Annotated in this window: 20 protein-coding genes; 11 read left to right on the forward strand and 9 right to left on the reverse strand. The window is 39.4% G+C overall.

Going from position 1 to position 19,462, the window contains the following annotated elements; genetic code table 11:
- Positions 1 to 61 precede the first annotated feature (61 nt).
- From ACULLG_RS16610 to ACULLG_RS16625, 4 genes are all read left to right on the forward strand, one after another.
- A complete protein-coding gene (locus ACULLG_RS16610) occupies positions 62 to 535 on the forward strand; it encodes a cupin domain-containing protein (protein WP_452127907.1) in 474 nt (157 codons plus the stop codon).
- A gap of 21 nt (positions 536 to 556) precedes the next feature.
- Complete coding sequence (locus ACULLG_RS16615; protein ID WP_452127908.1) at positions 557 to 868, forward strand: cupin domain-containing protein; 312 nt, start codon at positions 557 to 559, stop codon at positions 866 to 868.
- 1 nt (position 869) lies between these two features.
- Positions 870 to 1,655 carry an SDR family oxidoreductase gene (locus ACULLG_RS16620; RefSeq protein ID WP_452127909.1) on the forward strand — a complete coding sequence of 262 codons (786 nt, stop codon included), beginning with the start codon at positions 870 to 872 and terminating at the stop codon, positions 1,653 to 1,655.
- A gap of 92 nt (positions 1,656 to 1,747) precedes the next feature.
- Complete coding sequence (locus tag ACULLG_RS16625; RefSeq protein WP_452127910.1) at positions 1,748 to 2,122, forward strand: DoxX family membrane protein; 375 nt, start codon at positions 1,748 to 1,750, stop codon at positions 2,120 to 2,122.
- A gap of 68 nt (positions 2,123 to 2,190) precedes the next feature.
- Here the strand turns inward: ACULLG_RS16625 and ACULLG_RS16630 are convergent, their stop codons facing one another.
- The 8 genes from ACULLG_RS16630 to ACULLG_RS16665 all read right to left on the reverse strand — a co-directional run bounded on the left by ACULLG_RS16630 (position 2,191) and on the right by ACULLG_RS16665 (position 9,945).
- Positions 2,191 to 2,916, reverse strand: coding sequence for a LytR/AlgR family response regulator transcription factor (locus ACULLG_RS16630; RefSeq protein WP_452127911.1), 726 nt, complete (start codon positions 2,914 to 2,916; stop codon positions 2,191 to 2,193).
- Positions 2,913 to 3,881 carry a sensor histidine kinase gene (locus ACULLG_RS16635; protein WP_452127912.1) on the reverse strand — a complete coding sequence of 323 codons (969 nt, stop codon included), beginning with the start codon at positions 3,879 to 3,881 and terminating at the stop codon, positions 2,913 to 2,915. The genes ACULLG_RS16630 and ACULLG_RS16635 overlap by 4 nt, the downstream gene beginning before the upstream one ends.
- Before the next feature lie 142 nt (positions 3,882 to 4,023).
- Positions 4,024 to 4,233, reverse strand: coding sequence for a hypothetical protein (locus ACULLG_RS16640; RefSeq protein ID WP_452127913.1), 210 nt, complete (start codon positions 4,231 to 4,233; stop codon positions 4,024 to 4,026).
- 236 nt (positions 4,234 to 4,469) lie between these two features.
- Entirely contained in the window at positions 4,470 to 6,527 is a 2,058-nt protein-coding gene (locus ACULLG_RS16645; protein WP_452127914.1) for a S9 family peptidase, read from the reverse strand.
- A gap of 165 nt (positions 6,528 to 6,692) precedes the next feature.
- Positions 6,693 to 7,217 (reverse strand): DUF4136 domain-containing protein, encoded by a 525-nt coding sequence (locus tag ACULLG_RS16650; RefSeq protein ID WP_452127915.1) that lies wholly within the window; start codon positions 7,215 to 7,217, stop codon positions 6,693 to 6,695.
- Positions 7,218 to 7,279: 62 nt separating this feature from the next.
- Positions 7,280 to 8,281 (reverse strand): GTPase ObgE, encoded by a 1,002-nt coding sequence (obgE, locus tag ACULLG_RS16655; RefSeq protein ID WP_452127916.1) that lies wholly within the window; start codon positions 8,279 to 8,281, stop codon positions 7,280 to 7,282.
- A gap of 5 nt (positions 8,282 to 8,286) precedes the next feature.
- Positions 8,287 to 8,814, reverse strand: a complete 528-nt coding sequence (locus ACULLG_RS16660) for a GNAT family N-acetyltransferase (RefSeq protein WP_452127917.1) — start codon at positions 8,812 to 8,814, stop codon at positions 8,287 to 8,289.
- Positions 8,815 to 8,829: 15 nt separating this feature from the next.
- Entirely contained in the window at positions 8,830 to 9,945 is a 1,116-nt protein-coding gene (locus ACULLG_RS16665) for an adenylate kinase (RefSeq protein ID WP_452127986.1), read from the reverse strand.
- Positions 9,946 to 10,063: 118 nt separating this feature from the next.
- On the opposite strand from ACULLG_RS16665, the gene ACULLG_RS16670 reads away from it, so the two are divergent.
- From ACULLG_RS16670 to ACULLG_RS16695, 6 genes are all read left to right on the forward strand, one after another.
- Positions 10,064 to 11,224: a 5-(carboxyamino)imidazole ribonucleotide synthase gene (locus ACULLG_RS16670; RefSeq protein ID WP_452127918.1), complete on the forward strand. Its 1,161-nt coding sequence runs from the start codon at positions 10,064 to 10,066 to the stop codon at positions 11,222 to 11,224.
- Positions 11,221 to 11,712, forward strand: coding sequence for a 5-(carboxyamino)imidazole ribonucleotide mutase (gene purE / locus ACULLG_RS16675; RefSeq protein WP_452127919.1), 492 nt, complete (start codon positions 11,221 to 11,223; stop codon positions 11,710 to 11,712). The genes ACULLG_RS16670 and purE overlap by 4 nt, the downstream gene beginning before the upstream one ends.
- 100 nt (positions 11,713 to 11,812) lie before the next feature.
- Positions 11,813 to 13,858: a M3 family metallopeptidase gene (locus ACULLG_RS16680; RefSeq protein ID WP_452127920.1), complete on the forward strand. Its 2,046-nt coding sequence runs from the start codon at positions 11,813 to 11,815 to the stop codon at positions 13,856 to 13,858.
- Between the two features lie 12 nt (positions 13,859 to 13,870).
- Positions 13,871 to 14,719, forward strand: coding sequence for a hypothetical protein (locus ACULLG_RS16685; RefSeq protein ID WP_452127921.1), 849 nt, complete (start codon positions 13,871 to 13,873; stop codon positions 14,717 to 14,719).
- Positions 14,720 to 14,873: 154 nt separating this feature from the next.
- Positions 14,874 to 15,428 carry a sigma-70 family RNA polymerase sigma factor gene (locus tag ACULLG_RS16690; RefSeq protein WP_452127987.1) on the forward strand — a complete coding sequence of 185 codons (555 nt, stop codon included), beginning with the start codon at positions 14,874 to 14,876 and terminating at the stop codon, positions 15,426 to 15,428.
- A gap of 2 nt (positions 15,429 to 15,430) precedes the next feature.
- Positions 15,431 to 15,661 (forward strand): hypothetical protein, encoded by a 231-nt coding sequence (locus tag ACULLG_RS16695; protein ID WP_452127922.1) that lies wholly within the window; start codon positions 15,431 to 15,433, stop codon positions 15,659 to 15,661.
- Here the strand turns inward: ACULLG_RS16695 and ACULLG_RS16700 are convergent.
- Positions 15,658 to 16,482 (reverse strand): hypothetical protein, encoded by an 825-nt coding sequence (locus ACULLG_RS16700; RefSeq protein ID WP_452127923.1) that lies wholly within the window; start codon positions 16,480 to 16,482, stop codon positions 15,658 to 15,660. The two genes, ACULLG_RS16695 and ACULLG_RS16700, sit on opposite strands and share 4 nt — an antisense overlap.
- 126 nt (positions 16,483 to 16,608) lie before the next feature.
- On the opposite strand from ACULLG_RS16700, the gene gcvP reads away from it, so the two are divergent.
- Positions 16,609 to 19,461, forward strand: coding sequence for an aminomethyl-transferring glycine dehydrogenase (gene gcvP / locus ACULLG_RS16705; RefSeq protein WP_452127924.1), 2,853 nt, complete (start codon positions 16,609 to 16,611; stop codon positions 19,459 to 19,461).
- Position 19,462 lies beyond the last annotated feature (1 nt).

Below are 19,462 nucleotides of genomic sequence, written 5' to 3' on the forward strand. Positions count from 1 at the left end.
AAACCAATACAAACTTAGATATGATCTTATTAATTGTTACCTTGGTTTAAAATTGCTACCTATGAGAAATTTAGTATTCTTCCTATTCTTTTCTCTACCCACTATTGCATTGGCTCAGAATTTGGATTATCCTATTAAATCACTCTTGGATGAAGGGATCAAAGCACCAAATACACATCATTTGGGAGATGCTTGGCTAAACTTTTTGCTTCAGGAAGAAGATAGTCTTGGCTACAATGTTACTAAAGCGACCTTCAGTGCAAACTCAACGCTGGATTGGCATAAGCATAGCACCCCCCAAGTATTGATCGTGTTGGAAGGAAGGGGATATTATCAAGAAAGAGGAAAAGATCCAATAATTATTAACGTGGGAGATGTTATCAAGTGCGAAAAAAACACGGAGCATTGGCATACATCTTCCAAGGACAGTAAAGTATCCTATATTGCCATTTACGGAAACTCTCCAACGGTTTGGACCGAGAAGGTCACAAGAGAATACTACAATAGTGTATCAGAAAAATTAGATCAGAACTAGAATCAAATCATAACAATTACTATGAATTTAAAAGATGTTCCCAGCAAAGAAATTATGCCTGGTTATCATGGCAAAATGGTTCACAGCGAAACCATGACCTGGGCTTTTTGGGATGTGGAAAAAGGTGCAGAAGTACCAGAACACCATCATGTTCACGAACAGATCATGCATGTGCTAGAAGGCACTTTTGAATTTACAGTTGGAGGAGAAACAGCAATTCACCACCCGGGAGATGTTGTTGTAATTCCATCCAACGTTCCACATGGTGGAAAAGCATTGACACCTTGCAAATTGATGGATATTTTTAGCCCGGCAAGGGAAGAATACAAATAAAATGAACATATCACTTTTAGGAAAAAATGCCCTGGTTGGGGGTAGTAGCAAAGGTATTGGCGAAGCTATCGCCCGACAGTTGGCGGAAAGTGGTGCCAACGTTACCCTTATGGCCAGAAATGAAGAACGTTTACAGCAAATTGTATCGGAATTGGCTACAGCACAAGGACAAAAACATGGTTATTTGATTGTTGATTTCTCCGATTTTGAGGGTTTTACCTCCAAAATCACCTCATTTTTTATCCAGAATTCCGTAGATATTCTCATAAATAATACTCAAGGGCCCCAAGCGGGGAATGCTTTGGAAAAGAAGGTAGATGACTACCAAAATGCTTTTGACCTGCTCTTCAAATCCGTAGTGCTGACCACAGAGTTGGCCTTAAAGCATATGCAAGAAAAACAATGGGGCAGGATCATAAACGTCGCATCCATTTCGGTAAAAGAGCCGCTGAATTATTTGGCATTGTCCAATTCCATAAGGGCGGCGGTGGTCACTTGGGCCAAAAGTTTAGCTATTGAAGTGGCCAAAGACGGCATTACCATCAACAATGCGCTTACGGGATATTTTGATACGGACCGAATAGCCCAGTTGAACGCAAAAAAGGCTGAAAAATTGGGCATTCCATCAGCTGAGGTTCGTTCTGCAATGGAAACCCAAGTGCCCATGCATCGCATTGGAAAACCGGAAGAATATGGATATCTGGTCACTTTTTTGGCCTCAGAACAGGCTGCCTACATCACCGGAACCAATATTCCAATTGATGGTGGATTGTTGAAATCATTATGATTTATTTCCAAAATCGGAACTATGAAAGCTTCAAATTATTGAATTCATAAATTTTGGTTAATTTTATTGCTTAACCACTAAAAATTCAATTTATGAATTCAAAAGTTTTTATGGTAGCGCGGATTCTTTTAGGATTGTTCGTACTTACCTTTGGTTTGAACAAATTTTTCCACTTTATTCCATTTGGGGAAATGTCAGAAAGTGCGATGGCCTATTTTGGTGCACTATCCTCAAATCATACAATGACCATTGTAGCAGTCATTGAGGTTTTGACAGGTCTTGCCCTTATTTTAAACAAGTATGGGGCTTTAATGGCCGTAATTCTGATGAGTATTTCGGTAAACGCTGTACTATTCCATGCTGTCCTTGCTCCTGAAGGAATAATGGGGGCTTTGATACTTATTATCTTAAACGTTGTTGTACTTATAGGATATAAAGACCGGTATAAAGACATCTTACGAGCCTAAATACTTTTAATAAAAAAGGCCCTCTTAAAAGAGGGCCTTTTTTTGTTTCTACAACTTTCGTTTTTTGATTATAAACTCATTTTATCCTTGAATATATAGGATTGTCTTCTGGACACTTCGATTTCTTCTCCGTTTTTCATTTGCAACTTTAGTTTACCATTAAACCACGGCACTACATTGTTGATATAATTGGTGTTGACTATTTGTTGTCTGTTCGCCCTGAAAAACGATTGATTAGGTAATTTCTCCTCGATTTGATTAAGTGATTTGTACAATAGTGGTTTTTTATCCTGAAAAAACACTCTGGTGTAGTTCCCCACAATTTCAAAATGCGAAATCTCACCTATTCTGACCAGCCAGCACGATTCCCCATCTTTTATAAAGATTTGGCTTGTTTCGGATAATTTTGCCGATTTTTCCTCTTCTTGATGCTTTTCATCCAACCTAGTCCTTACTTTTTCCAAGGCCATTGCAAAGCGCTTTTCGTTGATTGGCTTTAACAAATAATCCAAAGCATTGTACTCAAAAGATTTTATGGCATATTCATCAAATGCGGTGGTGAACACTGTTATGGGCACCTCATCCAACATTTCAAGAAGTTCAAAACCATCCTTTTCTGGCATATTTATATCCAAAAACAGTAGGTCCGGAGATTGCGCTTGAATAAGTTCAAACCCCATATCCACATTCTCAGCCTCACCCACAAGCTCGATTTCATCATGCTTTTTTATGAGTTCTTTGAGCTCATTACGGGCCAATCTGGAATCTTCAACAATAACCGCCTTGATTTTCATTCCATTGGTATTTTAATATCCGCTACAACCTCTCCATCAATTTCATGTAAACTAAAGGATGCTTTATCTGCATAAAGTAGTTTCAACCGTTGTCTTATATTTTTCAACCCTAATTGGGTTGTGCTTTTTTGAAGTTTTAATTTTCCAGTGTTCTTTACCTGAATCATCATTACGTCCATATCTTGTTTTACGACCAAAACTATTCTGCCACCTTTTTTCAAGTTGGAAATACCATGTTTGGCAGCGTTTTCCACCAATAACTGTATGATCATTGGAGGTATTTGGTGTTGCAGCATCCTTTCGTCCACCTCCTTGACAAACTCCAATCGATTTTCAAACTGTATTTTGGAGAGGTCAATGTAATTATCCACAATTTCCAATTCTTCCTGTAATGGAATGGAGTTAATATTGTTTTTGGTGAGCGAATACCTTAAAATTTCTGAAAGCTTGGTCAACATTTCCCTCGACTTTTCAACATCCTCCAACATCAATCCCCTTATGTTATTTAAACTATTGAACATAAAATGTGGGTTTATCTGTCCTTTGAGGGTATTCAATTGTGCTTGTTTTAAGCTAGTGTTCAATTCAAGTCGTTCAATTCGATCTCGATTTAATTTTAGAAGTAATTTAATGACCAAATAAGTGACCGTCCATGCCCCAATCAGAAAAAGTGAGTTAAGAATGTGGATGAAAACGCCGTCATAAATCTTGAATATTTGGAGTTCTTCTTCTGTGAGCCCTGGTCCATATTTGGCGTACAAATATCCAAATAAGTAATTCATCCCTCCAAAAATGACACAGGTAATCAAAAACGATATTAGAAGCTTTATAAAATCCTTGATTCCAAAGGACTCAAACCCTACATTTCTTTTGATATACCATCTTAATATGGAAGTAGAAAAAATGCCAATAAAAATGCCAACTATTATGGAGTAAACAATAAGCTCCCAACTAATTTTTTGCATTGCAAAAATGGAAATGCAATTGATAAACCCCCATCCCAAAAATTGGAGTATCCAGAAGGTGCTATTGCTTTTTTTGATGTTAAAAACCATTGGTCTAAATCAATAATGATCCAAATATAATCTTTTGGTAAATGAGGTGGATTTATGCTTTTGTATCGATTCTTTTCTTTCTTAAGCTAAAGCAGCAGCCTTTTTCTGTTTTTAAAAAGGCTATCCACATAAAAGTTGAACCTGTGTAGAAAAATGGGAAAAAGTCAATATCCCAATTGTTCCATTTGCCCAAAATGGCAAAGGCGGTTAGCAGGACCCCCGAAATAAAAATGAACTTCTGTGATTTATTTAATCTTTTCATAGGTATGATTTTTATATTATTTCCTAGTTTGTTAAACAAGAATGTCAATGAGTAGTGAGATCAATAGTTTGGCAATTGTTATCATCGTAACCGTCTTTTGATGTTTATACTCCAAAAATACGTTGTCAATATTCCAAGGGAAAGGAGATTATGACCAATGGTATATTTCACATTGCGAACGGTAGGCATAAAAAAAAGGAGCCTAAAAGGCTCCTTTTATCAACTGGTCTTACCCATCAGTCTTTTAGCGGTGTTGGTATTTCTTGCTTACCAAGATGCTTTGCATAAAAGCCCATCATGGCCTTATAGAGCTCAACTCTATTTTCTTCTTTGCCAAATCCGTGTCCTTCATCATACTTTACCATATAGGGCACATCATATCCTTTTCCCCTAAGCGCGCTAACAATTTGGTCAGATTCGTCAATGTTCACACGAGGATCATTGGCCCCCTGTACCACAAACAATGGTTTCTTTATTTTGTCGATTTGATAAACAGGAGACACTTCTTCCATAACCTTTCTTTCTTCTGGATTGTCCTCATCGTACCAAATCTCCTTAATGATCTTTAAATAAGGTTTCCAATACGGAGGAATGGTCTTCATAAAGGTGAAAAGGTTGGAAACACCCACATAGTCGACCCCACAGGCATACAGGTCAGGTGTTTTGGTCAATCCTCTTAAAACGGCATAGCCTCCATGGCTTCCTCCATAAATGGCCGCCTTGTTTCCATCTACCCAGCCTTGATCTATTACATATTGCAATCCATCCTCCACATCATCCATGGCTTTTCGTCCAATTTGTTTGAAACCGGACTCCAAAAACTCTCTTCCATATCCTCCTGAAATTCGGAAATTGACCTGCAAAGTGGCATAGCCCCTACTCGCAAACAATTGAGCCTCTGGGTTGAATCCCCAGGAATCACGGATACCCTGTGGTCCACCATGCGGATTTACAATAACCGGTACTTTTTGCCCGGCCAAAGCGGCTTTCGGTAATGTAATATAGCCATGCAAGGTAATCCCATCTCTACTTTTAAAGGTAATGGGGCGCATCTCCGACATGTCGCCTTCTTTTAACTGGGGCATGGTATTGTATAACTCTTTCAACTCATTTTTTGCCACATCGTAGGCATAATAAACCCCATACAATTTATCACTGTCAACATAAACCATCAGTAGGTTTTCATCTTCTGTGGTATCCAAAATACTGTATTGTTTCCCTGGGAGTTGTTCTGCAACTTTCTTGTCCAATTTTTTATAAGCATCGCTAACTGGAACCACAATACTTTTCTCTCCTTCATACCCAAAGTAGTCAATGGAATAATTTCTTGTGCGGGACAATCCGATATTTTGAACATCATAATGATCATTGGTGAACACTTTTTCAATCAACTTGTCCGCCATAAGGTCATAAAGTACTATTTCGGCCTTATCACTCTCCAAATTGGAAAGCACATAGGCGTCATGAGGGTTTTCGGTAGCGTAGTTGAAGTCCAAAATATTGAAACTATCCTTCCAGTTAAGGCTTTTCAGTAATTTGTACCCACCATTTCCATCTTCGTAATACACATCTTGCTCAACACCATCCCTTATTCTCACGTAGCCTTTTAAATTTCCGTCTTTGTCAAAATTGTAACCAAAAATGGGGTTGTTAGGATCATCATTGCTGAATAACTGTGTCAATTTCCCCGTGTTTAAATTTACTTTGTAGGGCTCAAATACTTGGGGATTGTTTTTATTCATGGAAACAATAATATGTTCCTTATCCTCCCGTAATAGTTCGGTAAACTGGCCCTGCACCCCATCGTAAGGCGTAAGATCCTTTAGATTGCCGCCATCCAAATCGACCGCATAAATGTGATAATTTTCATCACCCCCTTTGTCCATGGAATAATACAATCTTCCATTGTTCAGCCATCCATATCCTCGTACTAGTTCATCTTTTTCTTCAATGGCTCTTTTAGCTTCACCCGTGGCAATATTCTTCACATAAATATGTTGCTTTCCATTTTCATCACTTTCGCGATAGGAAAGATATTCACCATCCGGAGAAAAGCGAAAGGTAAACGCTTTGGGATTGGCAAAGTAATCCTCCACCGTGTAGCGGTAATCCCCTTCATCTAAAGACGCAAGTGAAACAAGTTGGTCTTGGGAACTCACCAATTCGGGCTTTCCGGGTAGTTTTTGTTCTTGTTCACCCGATGCATCTGCTGTTTCTTGGGCATTTATGGTAAACCCAGCTAAGAAAAACAGTAAAGTGCTACATAATAGTTTAAAATTTAGTGTTGCTTTCATAAGTGTTGCATTAATTGTTTTCTGATTGAAAATTGAAGTTAATCTGAAATAAGACCGCTTTTTTTGGCTTTTGTTACACACTTAAGCGGAATATAAAAGTAAAGCACCTTCTATTGCCAGAAAATTGGATTATGGTAAGCGGTAAATTAACTTGGGTAAGTGGAATTATTTTTTTTCAGGAGGAAATTTGGAAAACACTTTTTTAACGACTGCCCCTAATCGGTCCTCTCGAACACTTGGTGAAGCATTATCGCGATATCCACTTTCACTTGTAGCCTGCCAAAACAAGGCGTCTTTTTGCGCATCTACAAAATCAAACTGTATTTGGCGCTGTATGCCCGAATTGCCCAAGGGCAAGCCTACCGACACACCTCCACCTACATTACGTCCACCGCCACCGATACCTACTCCAACTGCATTATTGGACAAGCTTCTATATTCACTGCTGAGAATATTGATAAAGAAATCAGGTTCTTCGGCCAAAAGATACCCCTTTGATTGTAAGGTCGAATCCAAAATACGGGTCAAACGTCTTTCATCAAGCTCCCCCAATCCTGAGTTGATGTCTGAAAAATAATTGTAACTGGTATAGTTTGAAAAATTGGTGGTTTTATCATAATCATAGCTTACCCTTACCCCTGCGCATGAGAGGACCAAGCTATAAACCACTATAAGGACGAGGTATCGCATGATCAATTTCGAATACCTTTAAAATTAATCAATATTTGGGTTCTGAACGGAATAGAGGTTGGTTATTCGTTCAATAGCTTCCAAAGCATATCCTTGAGCTCTTGAATTCCTTGTTGGGCAACCGATGAAATAAAAATGTAGGGTACATTTTCAAAGTCCTTGTCCAGTTCAACTTTCATCTCTCCCATAAGCTCATCGTCGAGCATATCGCTTTTGGAGATGGCCACTATTCTTTCCTTGTCCAAAAGCTCCGGATTGTAACGCCTTAATTCGTCCAACAGGATTTCATATTCCTTTGAAATATCATTGCTATCGGCGGGAATTAAAAAAAGTAAGGTTGCATTACGTTCAATATGTCGAAGAAAATAATGGCCCAATCCCTTACCCTCTGCTGCACCTTCAATAATTCCTGGAATATCGGCCATTACAAAACTTTTAAAATCCCGATACTCTACGATACCCAAGTTGGGTTTTAAGGTAGTAAATTCATAATCGGCAATCTTGGGTTTGGCCGAGGTCATTACAGAAAGTAAGGTAGATTTTCCAGCATTTGGGAACCCGACCAGACCAACATCTGCCAACACTTTTAATTCCAAGATCACTTGGGATTCTTGCCCCGGAATTCCGGGCTGGGCGTATCGCGGTGTTTGGTTGGTTGGACTTTTAAAATGCCAGTTGCCCCTGCCTCCTTTTCCACCTTCCAGAACAATCTTTTCTTCCGCATCCTCGGTTATTTCAAAAAGAATTTTGTTAGTATCACTATCGCGAATCACCGTTCCAAGAGGCACCTCCATATACACATCCGCGCCATCCGCTCCCGTACTTCGGTTTTTGCTTCCATGCTCTCCGTGACCCGCTTTAAAATGTTTTTTGAACCTATAATGCACCAATGTCCAGAGATTTTTATTGCCCCTTACTATGACATGCCCGCCACGACCGCCATCACCGCCATCAGGTCCACCTTTGGTGATGTATTTTTCTCGGTGTAGGTGCACAGAACCCTTACCTCCATTTCCAGAAGCTAGATTCACTTTTACATAATCAACAAAATTACCTTCGGTCATTAGTCCTACGCTGTTAAACTTTTTCGCATTATGTAGGTTATATTTTCTTCTTCGGGTTTGACCTTTTTATCCATGGATATTGGGAATCCAGTTATATCGGTTAACTTTTCGACTGCTTTTTGGGAACGAAAATTATTCCTGTCAACAAAAAACAAAATCTGGTTCACGTATCCGAAAGCATACTCCATCATCAACTGCTTTACCTTGCCGTTATAATGTCCGCCCCAATACGTTCTTGCCAAAAAAGTCCATCCTATCTCCACTGCATCCTTATAATTTGGTCGTATTTTAAATCGGGAACTCCCAATAACATCATTGGATTCCGCGTCCATGATAATCAAGCATCCCTTTGAGTTTATTGAGTCTTCAAAAAAACTAGTAAACCCTTGCAAGGTGTATCTTTTTTTATCTGGATGTTGTTCCCAAATATTTTGGTCCGAAGCAATCTTAAAAAGTGGATCAAAATCCTCGGTCTTTAAGGGTCTTAATTTGACCAAATCACTTTCCAAGTTTGGCTGTAGGTCAAAACCCATTTTTACATGGTAAAATCAATAAATCAGGAAAGCATCAATCACTTGACTCAAGCGCTCCGTAATTTCCACTATTTCTCCTATACCGTTTACCGAATGGAATTTGTCTTGTTTCTCGTAATAGGCTCTAACAGGGGCTGTTTTTTGCTTATACTCATCGAAACGGTTACGGATTTTGGTTTCATCCTGATCGTCGGCACGACCACTTTCCTTTCCTCGCTCCAATAAACGACTTACCAAAACATCATCATCGGCCTCCAAGGCAATTGTGGCATCAACTTTCATGTCCTTTGAAGCCAAGAAATTGTCCAATGCTTCTGCTTGCGCTGCTGTTCGTGGAAAACCATCAAAAATAAATCCCGAAGCTTCAGGGTTCTTCTCCACTTCGTCCTTCAACATATTTATGGTAACCTCATCAGGCACCAAATCACCTTTGTCCATGTACGATTTGGCCAATTTGCCAAGCTCCGTTCCATTTTTAATGTTATATCGAAACACATCTCCAGTCGAAATATGTTTTAAATTGTATTTTTCCTTCAAAAATCCTGCTTGGGTTCCTTTGCCTGCTCCTGGCTTTCCAAAAAGCACTAGGTTGATCATATTTACTTGGTTTAATTGGTACACTTCTCTTAAATTTCTTCCCAACTCCTTATAATCCAGTCCATATCCTACAATAAAAGTATCGGGAATTTCCAATCCCACATAGTCTATTGCATATTCGCCGTTGTATACGTCAGATTTATAGAACAAGGATGCTATTTTAAATTCCTTTGCATTGGTCATGGAGAACAAATGCACAAGTTGCTTCAGTGTTCTTCCTGTATCAATCACATCTTCTAAAATAATGATGCTTTTACCTTCAATATTCCCAGGCACATCCAATAAAGTTTCCACGATACCGGTCGAAGTCAACCCCTGATAAGAGCTCAACTTTACAAACGAAACTTCGCAAGGATACTGATATGCCTTTAAAAAGTCTGATACGAACATAAAAGCTCCATTGAGAACCCCAACAAAAACTGGGACCTCATCTTTATAGTCATCAGCAATTTGGGATGCCATTTTATCAATGGCCTCCAGAATCTGACTCTCCCTTAAATAGGGCTTGAACACCTTGTTATGAAGCTTTATCAACTTGTTGTTCATTTAAATAGGTTGGCAAAGATAACATTTTTAGGGTCTCTAATCCCTTTGGTTTTTCATCCCTTCACGGAATTCATGTATTTTTGCTTTCATTCCAAATCAAGAGCCAATGCATTTTTTCTCTTCCAACTTTAAACTTGGAATTTTAGGAGGTGGTCAATTGGGCAAAATGTTGCTTTATGAGACACGAAAATGGGACATCCGCACAAAGGTTATGGATTCCTCCAATGAAGCTCCGTGCAAAATAGCCTGTGATGAATTTATTAAGGGAAGTTTGCTCGATTTTGATACGGTTTATGCCTTTGGAAAGGATGTGGATGTGCTTACCATAGAAATTGAAAATGTAAACATAGATGCCCTTGAAAAATTGGAAGATGAAGGAAAAAAGGTATTTCCTCCAACAAAAGCGCTTCGTATTATTCAAAACAAAGCCACACAGAAGCTTTTTTATACCGATAACGGCATTCCAACCTCTCCCTTTTCCCGGTTTGCCTATACCTCGGAAATAGAAGACAGTATTTCCAATGGTGGACTGCAGTTTCCCTTTGTTTGGAAAAGTGCCCAATTCGGATATGATGGGCAAGGTGTAAAAGTTGTACGACAGTTGGAAGATTTGGAAGGATTGCCCAATGTGGAATGCATTGCGGAGGAAATGGTTCATTTTAAGAATGAATTGGCAGTAATCGTTGCTCGAAACGAAAAAGGAGAGGTAAAAACATATCCCGTTGTGGAAATGGAATTTCATCCTGAGGCCAACCAGGTTGAGTATGTTATATGCCCAGCAAGAATTGAGAATCATATTTCCCAGAAGGCACAAGATGTGGCACTTAAGGTATCAGAATCTATACAGCATGTAGGATTGCTTGCCGTTGAAATGTTTCAGACCCAAGAGGACGAAATCTTGGTCAACGAAGTGGCCCCAAGACCGCACAATAGTGGCCATTATAGTATTGAGGCCAGTTATACCAATCAATTTGAACAGCATATCCGTGCCATTTTAGGATTGCCATTGGGAAAAACAGAGAGCAAAGTGGCCGGAGTTATGGTAAATTTGGTAGGTGCTGAAGGATATACTGGTAATGTAGTTTATGAAAATATAGAATCCATTTTGGAAATGGAAGGGGTAACTCCCCACATTTATGGTAAAAAACAAACCCGTCCGTTCCGTAAAATGGGCCATGTGACCATTGTGGACAAGGATATGGCAAGAGCACGGGAAATTGCACAAGAAGTTAAGGAAACCATCAAAGTAATAGCAGATAAATCATGAGCAAAGTAGCAGTTATTATGGGAAGTACCAGCGACCTCCCAGTTATGCAAGATGCAGTGGATATTTTAAAAGGATTTGATATTGAGGTCGATGTGGACATTGTATCTGCACACAGAACCCCTGAAAAACTGTTTGATTTTGGAAAGAATGCCCACAAAAATGGCTATTCGGTGATTATTGCTGGAGCCGGAGGCGCCGCCCACCTTCCCGGAATGGTAGCATCCCTTTCCCCATTGCCGGTGATTGGAGTTCCGGTAAAAAGCAGTAATTCCATTGATGGATGGGATTCCGTACTTTCCATTCTACAAATGCCAGGAGGCGTACCTGTGGCCACTGTGGCCCTTAATGGTGCTAAAAATGCTGGAATTTTGGCTGCGCAAATCATTGGCAGTTCAGATAAATGCGTTCTGGACAAGGTCGAAGTCTACAAACAAGGACTCAAAGAAAAGGTCATCAAAGGTGCTGAAGACGTAAGAAAATCCAAATAACAAAAAACAAATTCCAAATTTTTGATTTTTATTTACATCTCGATAAAGTCGAAAACAAACACCTTTAACCTTTTAATCAAAAAAGAAACAAAACCATATAATGTCCCTGCCTTCTATAAAACGTGACAATCCTCTTCTCCAATCATTTGACAAAGCCCCTTTTGAGCAAATCAAAAACGAGCATTTTAAGCCTGCTTTTTTGGAAGCCATCGAAACCGCCAGAGAGGAAATCGATGTTATTGCAAACAATTCAAACGAGCCCACATTTGAAAATACACTGGAAGCCCTGGATTTTTCAGGAAAGCAATTGGATCGTATCTCAAGCATTTTTTTCAATCTGAATTCTGCCGAGACCAATGCCGAAATTCAACAAATAGCCCAGGAGGTCTCCCCATTGTTGTCCGCATTCAGCAATGATGTCACCTTAAACCAAGAACTCTTTCAGCGTATAAAAACAGTGTATGACCAAAGAGAAAGCTTAGATCTTTCTCCTGAACAGCAAACCCTCCTCGACAAGAAATACAAAAGTTTTAGTCGAAATGGGGCCAACTTAAACGAAGTGGATAAAAAAAGACTTCGAGAAATTGATGCCGAACTTTCCAAATTAAAGTTGAAATTCGGAGAAAACGTATTGGCTGAGACCAACAAATATGAGCTGTTATTGACCAATGAATCCGATTTGGATGGATTGCCCGAAGGAGCCAAGGAAGCCGCTGCCCAAATGGCGAAATCAAAAGATTATGAAGGCTGGTTGATCACATTGGATTATCCGAGCTATATCCCTTTTATGAAATATGCTAAAAACAGGGGATTGCGCAAGCAATTATCGCTGGCATTTGGAAGTAAAGGTTTTCATGGCGATGAGCTAGATAATCAAGAAAATGTATTACAGATTGTTTCTCTTCGGCACGAGCGGGCCAATCTTTTAGGGTACAATACCCATGCAAATTTTGTTTTGGAAGAACGAATGGCAGAAAAGCCGGAAAAAGTTCTTGACTTTTTGAACGAATTATTGGAAAAGGCCAAGCCAGCAGCGGAAAAAGAATTTGCTGATTTGGAAGCATATGCTAAAAATTTGGATGGCATTGACCAATTGCAAAAATGGGACAGTTCTTACTATTCTGAAAAATTGAAGCAAAAGTTGTTCAATTTGGATGATGAAAAACTAAAGCCATATTTTAAGCTTGAAAATGTTATTGATGGGGTCTTCAAAGTTGCTGAAAAATTGTTTGGACTGACATTCAAAGAAGTTTTTGATATTGAAAAATATCATGAGGAAGTCAAAACTTTTGAGGTGTATGACGAATCAAATAATTTTATCTCCCTTTTTTATGCTGATTTTCATCCCAGACCGGGTAAGCGTGGTGGTGCCTGGATGACCTCGTACAAATCACAATATCAGTTGGATGGAAAAAACAGCCGCCCACACATCTCCAATGTCTGTAATTTCACCAAACCTACGGAAACCAAACCCTCCTTACTCACTTTTAACGAGGTGACAACACTATTTCATGAGTTTGGGCATGGGTTACATGGAATGTTGGCCAATACCACCTACCCAAGTTTATCGGGAACATCCGTTTATTGGGATTTTGTGGAACTGCCCAGCCAAATAATGGAAAATTGGTGTTACGAAAAAGAGGCACTTGAACTTTTTGCCTTTCATTACCAAACCGGTGAATTGATTCCGATGGATTTGGTCAAAAAAATTAAAGATTCAGCAACCTTCCAAGAAGGCTTGGCCACTTTACGGCAACTAAGTTTTGGATTCTTGGATATGGCATGGCATGGAACAAATCCCACCGATATCAAGGATGTTAAACAATATGAAACCAAAGCGTTTCACGGCACTGATTTGTTTCCAGAAACTCCAGAAGCTTGCATGAGCACAGCCTTCGCACATATATTCCAAGGGGGTTATTCTTCCGGATACTATAGCTACAAATGGGCAGAGGTTTTGGATGCGGATGCGTTTGCCTATTTCAAAGAAAAAGGGATTTTTAACAAGGAAATAGCGGATAAGTTCAAGGAGCATGTTCTGTCTAAAGGCGGTACCGAAAATCCAATGGTGCTCTATAAGCGGTTTAGGGGTGCAGAACCCAAAATTGAGGCGCTTTTGGAAAGGGCGGGATTATTAACCAAATAAATTCGTAAAAACATGAAAAGGCAATCACTTTTAATCGCATTTCTTATACTGTCGGTGTGTTTGAATGCCCAGGAAAGCTTCGTATTTAAATATGAGTTTGTTCCAAACAAAAAGTACACCACCCAAATGGAAACAAATATGAGTGGTTTGATGGATATGCAGGCGGACGAGGCTACTTTGCAAAAAATGGCTGAAAATGGGATGGAACTTCCTATAAGGATGAAACAAAAAACCAGTGCAAACCTAACAAGCATAACAGGTGCTAGAAATTCGGCTGGTGAAATTCCGGTAACCCTTTCCTATGATAAAATGGAAATGGAAATGTCCATGAACGACGAACCTGTTCCAATACCAAATGTTTTTGAAAACACTAAAATATTTGGTAAATATTCTTCTGGAAACAAATTGCAGGTAGATTCCATTTCAGGTAATAATGCACTTCCTAACATCAAAGAGATACTGGCCACTGCAATTGAACAGGTACAGCTCCAGATTCTATTCCCCGAACACCCTATAAAAATTGGTGATACTTTTGACAATGAAATACCAATGAATGTTCCCATTGCCAATATGGTCCCGCTTGAAATGAATGTAAAGACCAGGTATAATTTAAAAAACATTGAAAACGGTATCGCTTATTTTGATATTGACCAATCGCTTTCCTTGGATAGCAACCAGGAAAACATGATCATTCGAGCTGAGGGCTCAGGTTCCGGTAAACTAGAGCATGATATTAAAAACAATTACATGTCCAGATATGAAACCAAACTTCCAATGAAAATGAATATGCTGATGGGAGAAACCATGCAAATGGATATGCAAATGGACACCCACACCGTATTGACCATTTCCGTGGAATAGCCGTAAATCTTAAATGATTGACAACCAATTCTTAACAATTTGCCAATTTCTGGTTCCATGAACTTTTCGTGATACTTTTTTATGTTGTTTGTAATGGACAAAATATAGAATCATTAACTAAAATCCATTACATTTGGTACTTCTTGAAAAAAAAATTGTGGCTTACAAACTTCAACCTGAAACTTGGGTAGATCAATATGCAGATTACCTCTTCAACTATGCGGTGGCTCGTGTAAGTGATGCAGAGATTGCAAAAGATTTAGTGCAAGAAACTTTTTTTGCAGGACTTAATTCAGCAAAAAATTACAAGGGCGATGCCGCCGAACGTACTTGGTTGATAGCTATTCTAAAAAGAAAGGTAATTGATCATTATCGAAAGATAAACTCAAAAAAAGGAAAAGCAGAAGTTAGGGTCAATTATAATGCAAGTTCAGACTCAGAAGGCGATTGGCTCGAGGAACAAGTTGCAGATCCTTTTAGCAGGGATGGCGATAGCACCATTGAAAATGAAGAACTCGGATTGGCAATTCAAGAATGCATTTCAAAATTGCCAAAAAAGCAATCCTTGGTTTTTAATATGAAAACCATTCAAGGAATGAGCACTGAAGATATTTGTAATGAACTTGGAATTAATCCGTCCAACCTGTGGGTAATGATCCATAGGGCAAGAACGGCCCTTATGGGTTGTTTAAATCAAAATTGGTTTTAGTTATGAAGATTACATGCGAGGAGGCCTCAGATATATGTAACAAATCGCAATACAAGGAAGCGAGCCTTTGGCAAATAGTTAAGCTTAAATTGCATATTCTTATGTGTAAAACTTGTGCAAGGTTCACAAAGCAGAATACTACTTTGACTTCCTTATGTGATAGAGCTGGTCTCAATGTACTGTCGGAAAGTGAAAAGGAGACCATGAAAAAAGATTTGGAAAAACACCTTTAATCTAAGGCCATCAACAGCCATAACAGTCCACACCATAAAATAGGGATTCCTTCTACCCAAAACGACACCAAGTACTTTCTTTGCATTTTCTTCCCATAAAGAAACACACTTACCAAAGTAATACTCATTACAAATCGGGACCATATCTCGGCCGGATATAGTTCATCTTTCAAAAATGTAAGAAGGAAACCACCAATGGTCAAAACTATACCCAGTTTTTTTGTTGGCTCAATGCCCAGTACTTGAGGCAAGGTTTTCAATTGCGCATTATCCCATTTTAAATCACGGATCTCGAAGGGGAAAAGTAGCACAAGAACCAAAATAAATCTTTGTACAAATAATATCCATATATCCCATGAAATGGCAATATCCCTGTCCAAAACTGGCAAAAAAACGGTAAATCCGACCCAAACCAAGGCCACAATGTAAATTTTGAACCCTCCCAAACTTCTCAGATTTGTGGTTTTAGGTAAAAGCGGAATCGCATACAGGGTTGAAATCACAGCCAAAACCAATACGGTCATCCAAATTTGTTGGTCGAGATGTATAAAGAAATATAGCGCAGGTATGAAGCAGATAAAACTAAAAATCTGAATGCTTCTATGGTAGGTATTGGAGACTATCAAGTACTTTTCCGCCTCAACGCCATATTTTACAAAATTATAGCACACAATTGTGCTAAAAAAGGTAAATCCCAAAAGTGAAAAATTTATTGGAACATTTAAAAGAAGTGTAGTGGTCCACAGTAAGGAAATCACAGCTAAACCCACATGAATACTGGCATTTAGATAGAAATCAAAAAAAAGTTTCAACAATTTCATCTTGCAAAAATTACCTTTCAAACCAAAACGTTGATTTGTGGTTAACAACTTTGGAACGGCTGTTTTCAAAATTGCCCATTTTCACCGAATTAATCCCTAATTTTGTGCACTTTATTGGATTTAACTATGAATACAGATGTGTTTGCCTTACGGCATATCGGTATTACCGAAAAAGACCTTCAATCGATGTTCGAAATCGTTGGAGTGGACAATATGGAACAGTTGATTTATGAAACCATTCCAAATGACATTCGATTAAAACAACCTTTGAATCTTCCAAAAGGGATAAGTGAACACGAATTCCTTACCCACATTCAACAACTGGCGGACAAAAACAAGGTTTTTAAAACCTATATCGGGTTGGGTTATCACGAAAGTTTGACTCCTTCCGTGATTAAAAGGAACATTCTTGAAAATCCAGGATGGTATACGGCGTATACTCCATATCAGGCAGAAATTGCCCAAGGAAGATTGGAAGCATTATTGAATTTTCAAACCACGGTGAGTGACCTTACCGGAATGGAATTGGCCAATGCCTCACTGTTAGATGAGAGTACGGCAGCTGCTGAAGCAATGACCATGTTGTTCGATGTGCGTTCCAGACAGCAAAAAAAGGACGGGACAAACAAGTTTTTTGTCTCCGAAGAAGTATTGCCCCAAACCTTAAGCCTACTTCAAACCAGATCAACACCTTTGGGCATTGAATTGGTCATTGGAAATCATGAAGAGTTTGATTTTTCGTCCGATTTTTATGGTGCTTTACTGCAATATCCAGGCAAACATGGGCAAGTAAATGACTACGCTGGGTTTGTGGAAAATGCAAAGGCCAATGAGATAAAAGTTGCCGTTGCAGCCGATATTTTAAGTTTGGTTTTACTTACCCCACCAGGAGAATGGGGTGTTGACGTTGTCGTCGGAACCACACAACGTTTTGGAATTCCATTGGGTTACGGAGGTCCGCATGCCGGTTTTTTTGCTACAAAAGAGGACTACAAACGAAGCATTCCAGGTAGAATCATAGGTGTGACCAAAGACACCGATGGCAACAGGGCATTACGAATGGCATTGCAGACTCGGGAACAACACATAAAAAGAGATAAAGCTACATCCAATATTTGTACAGCTCAGGTGTTGTTGGCCGTCATGGCCGGAATGTATGCCGTATATCACGGACCAAAAGGTCTAAAATACATTGCAGATAAAGTTCATGACTATACCAAGTTACTAGCTCAAAGTTTGACTTCCTTGGGATTTGAACAATTGAACTCCTCCTTTTTTGATACCATTAAAGTTCGAGTTAATGATTCCGTTCGACTTAAAGAGGTTGCAGAAAGTAAAGGTATTAACCTAAATTATATTGATGAGCATTCAGTTTCAGTTTCATTGAATGAAGCCTTCTCAGAAAATGAACTGAAACTTCTGATTTCCTGTTTTGTGGAATCCCAACAGATTCAAAAAGATGCTTCAACAACTTCTCCTGTTGAAGAAATTATTCCAAAAACATTACAGCGCAAAGCACCCTACTTGGAGCACGAAGTGTTCAATTCTTATCATTCCGAGACCGAATTGATGCGTTATATCAAAAAGTTGGAACGAAAAGACCTGGCGTTGAACCATTCCATGATTTCATTGGGCTCCTGTACCATGAAATTGAATGCCGCTTCTGAAATGTTGCCTTTGAGCTGGGCCAATTGGGGCAATATCCACCCCTTTGTACCATTAGATCAAGCTGAAGGTTATCAAATAGCCTTAAAAGAACTTGAATCACAACTTACAACAATTACCGGTTTTGCTGCAACCTCGTTACAGCCCAACTCTGGAGCGCAAGGTGAATATGCTGGACTAATGACCATCAGAGCCTATCATGAATCCCGTGGAGAAGGACACCGTAATATTTGTATTATTCCTGCTTCAGCACATGGTACCAATCCTGCTTCGGCCGTAATGGCCGGAATGAAGGTCGTTGTTACCAAAACAGATGAAAAAGGAAACATCGATGTAGCCGATTTGACAGATAAAGTAGTGCTACATTCAGAGAATTTAGCTGCTTTAATGGTAACCTACCCATCAACACATGGGGTATTTGAATCTTCCATTGTTGAGGTTACCAAATTGATTCATGAACATGGAGGGCAGGTGTATATGGATGGTGCAAATATGAATGCCCAAGTTGGACTTACCAATCCTGCTACCATTGGGGCCGATGTATGTCATTTGAATCTTCACAAAACCTTTGCCATCCCACATGGCGGCGGAGGGCCAGGTGTGGGTCCAATCTGTGTTGCAGAGCAACTGAAACCTTTTTTACCATCAAATCCTGTGGTTAGCACAGGAGGCGAAAAAGCCATCACTGCGATTTCAGCAGCACCTTGGGGAAGTGCTTTGGCTTGTTTAATTTCTTATGGTTACATAAAAATGTTAGGTGCTGAAGGTTTGACAGAATCCACCAGAATTGCCATTTTAAATGCAAACTATATCAAAGACCGGCTCAAAGGAAAATACGATGTTCTCTATACAGGCGAAAGAGGGCGCGCAGCGCATGAAATGATCATCGATTGCAGACCGTTCAAAGCACATGGAATTGAGGTAACCGATATCGCCAAACGACTTATGGACTATGGTTTTCATGCTCCAACCGTTTCGTTTCCGGTGGCCGGAACCATTATGATCGAGCCCACAGAGAGTGAAAGTTTAGCCGAACTGGATAGGTTTTGTGAAGCCATGTTGGCCATTCGAGAAGAAATAGACGAGGCGAGTTCAGAGGATTCAAATAATGTTTTAAAGAACGCTCCCCATACCTTGGAAATGCTCACAACTGATGATTGGAACTACCCCTATAGCAGACAAAAAGCTGCGTTCCCATTATCTTTTGTAGGAGAAAACAAGTTTTGGCCCACAATTCGTAGGACAGACGAAGCCTTTGGGGATCGTAATTTGATTTGTACCTGTACCCCTATCGAAGCATATGCCGAGGCATAGG

This window comes from Flagellimonas sp. 2504JD1-5 (assembly GCF_053618295.1).

Bases quoted from the DNA above. Each gene is read 5' to 3' on its own strand.
- ACULLG_RS16610 (WP_452127907.1), top strand. From the start codon at position 62: ATGAGAAATTTAGTATTCTTCCTATTCTTTTCTCTACCCACTATTGCA.
- ACULLG_RS16615 (WP_452127908.1), top strand. From the start codon at position 557: ATGAATTTAAAAGATGTTCCCAGCAAAGAAATTATGCCTGGTTATCAT.
- ACULLG_RS16620 (WP_452127909.1), top strand. From the start codon at position 870: ATGAACATATCACTTTTAGGAAAAAATGCCCTGGTTGGGGGTAGTAGC.
- ACULLG_RS16625 (WP_452127910.1), top strand. From the start codon at position 1,748: ATGAATTCAAAAGTTTTTATGGTAGCGCGGATTCTTTTAGGATTGTTC.
- ACULLG_RS16630 (WP_452127911.1), bottom strand. From the start codon at position 2,916: ATGAAAATCAAGGCGGTTATTGTTGAAGATTCCAGATTGGCCCGTAAT.
- ACULLG_RS16635 (WP_452127912.1), bottom strand. From the start codon at position 3,881: ATGCAAAAAATTAGTTGGGAGCTTATTGTTTACTCCATAATAGTTGGC.
- ACULLG_RS16640 (WP_452127913.1), bottom strand. From the start codon at position 4,233: ATGAAAAGATTAAATAAATCACAGAAGTTCATTTTTATTTCGGGGGTC.
- ACULLG_RS16645 (WP_452127914.1), bottom strand. From the start codon at position 6,527: ATGAAAGCAACACTAAATTTTAAACTATTATGTAGCACTTTACTGTTT.
- ACULLG_RS16650 (WP_452127915.1), bottom strand. From the start codon at position 7,217: ATGCGATACCTCGTCCTTATAGTGGTTTATAGCTTGGTCCTCTCATGC.
- obgE (WP_452127916.1), bottom strand. From the start codon at position 8,281: ATGACCGAAGGTAATTTTGTTGATTATGTAAAAGTGAATCTAGCTTCT.
- ACULLG_RS16660 (WP_452127917.1), bottom strand. From the start codon at position 8,814: ATGGGTTTTGACCTACAGCCAAACTTGGAAAGTGATTTGGTCAAATTA.
- ACULLG_RS16670 (WP_452127918.1), top strand. From the start codon at position 10,064: ATGCATTTTTTCTCTTCCAACTTTAAACTTGGAATTTTAGGAGGTGGT.
- purE (WP_452127919.1), top strand. From the start codon at position 11,221: ATGAGCAAAGTAGCAGTTATTATGGGAAGTACCAGCGACCTCCCAGTT.
- ACULLG_RS16680 (WP_452127920.1), top strand. From the start codon at position 11,813: ATGTCCCTGCCTTCTATAAAACGTGACAATCCTCTTCTCCAATCATTT.
- ACULLG_RS16685 (WP_452127921.1), top strand. From the start codon at position 13,871: ATGAAAAGGCAATCACTTTTAATCGCATTTCTTATACTGTCGGTGTGT.
- ACULLG_RS16695 (WP_452127922.1), top strand. From the start codon at position 15,431: ATGAAGATTACATGCGAGGAGGCCTCAGATATATGTAACAAATCGCAA.
- ACULLG_RS16700 (WP_452127923.1), bottom strand. From the start codon at position 16,482: ATGAAATTGTTGAAACTTTTTTTTGATTTCTATCTAAATGCCAGTATT.
- gcvP (WP_452127924.1), top strand. From the start codon at position 16,609: ATGAATACAGATGTGTTTGCCTTACGGCATATCGGTATTACCGAAAAA.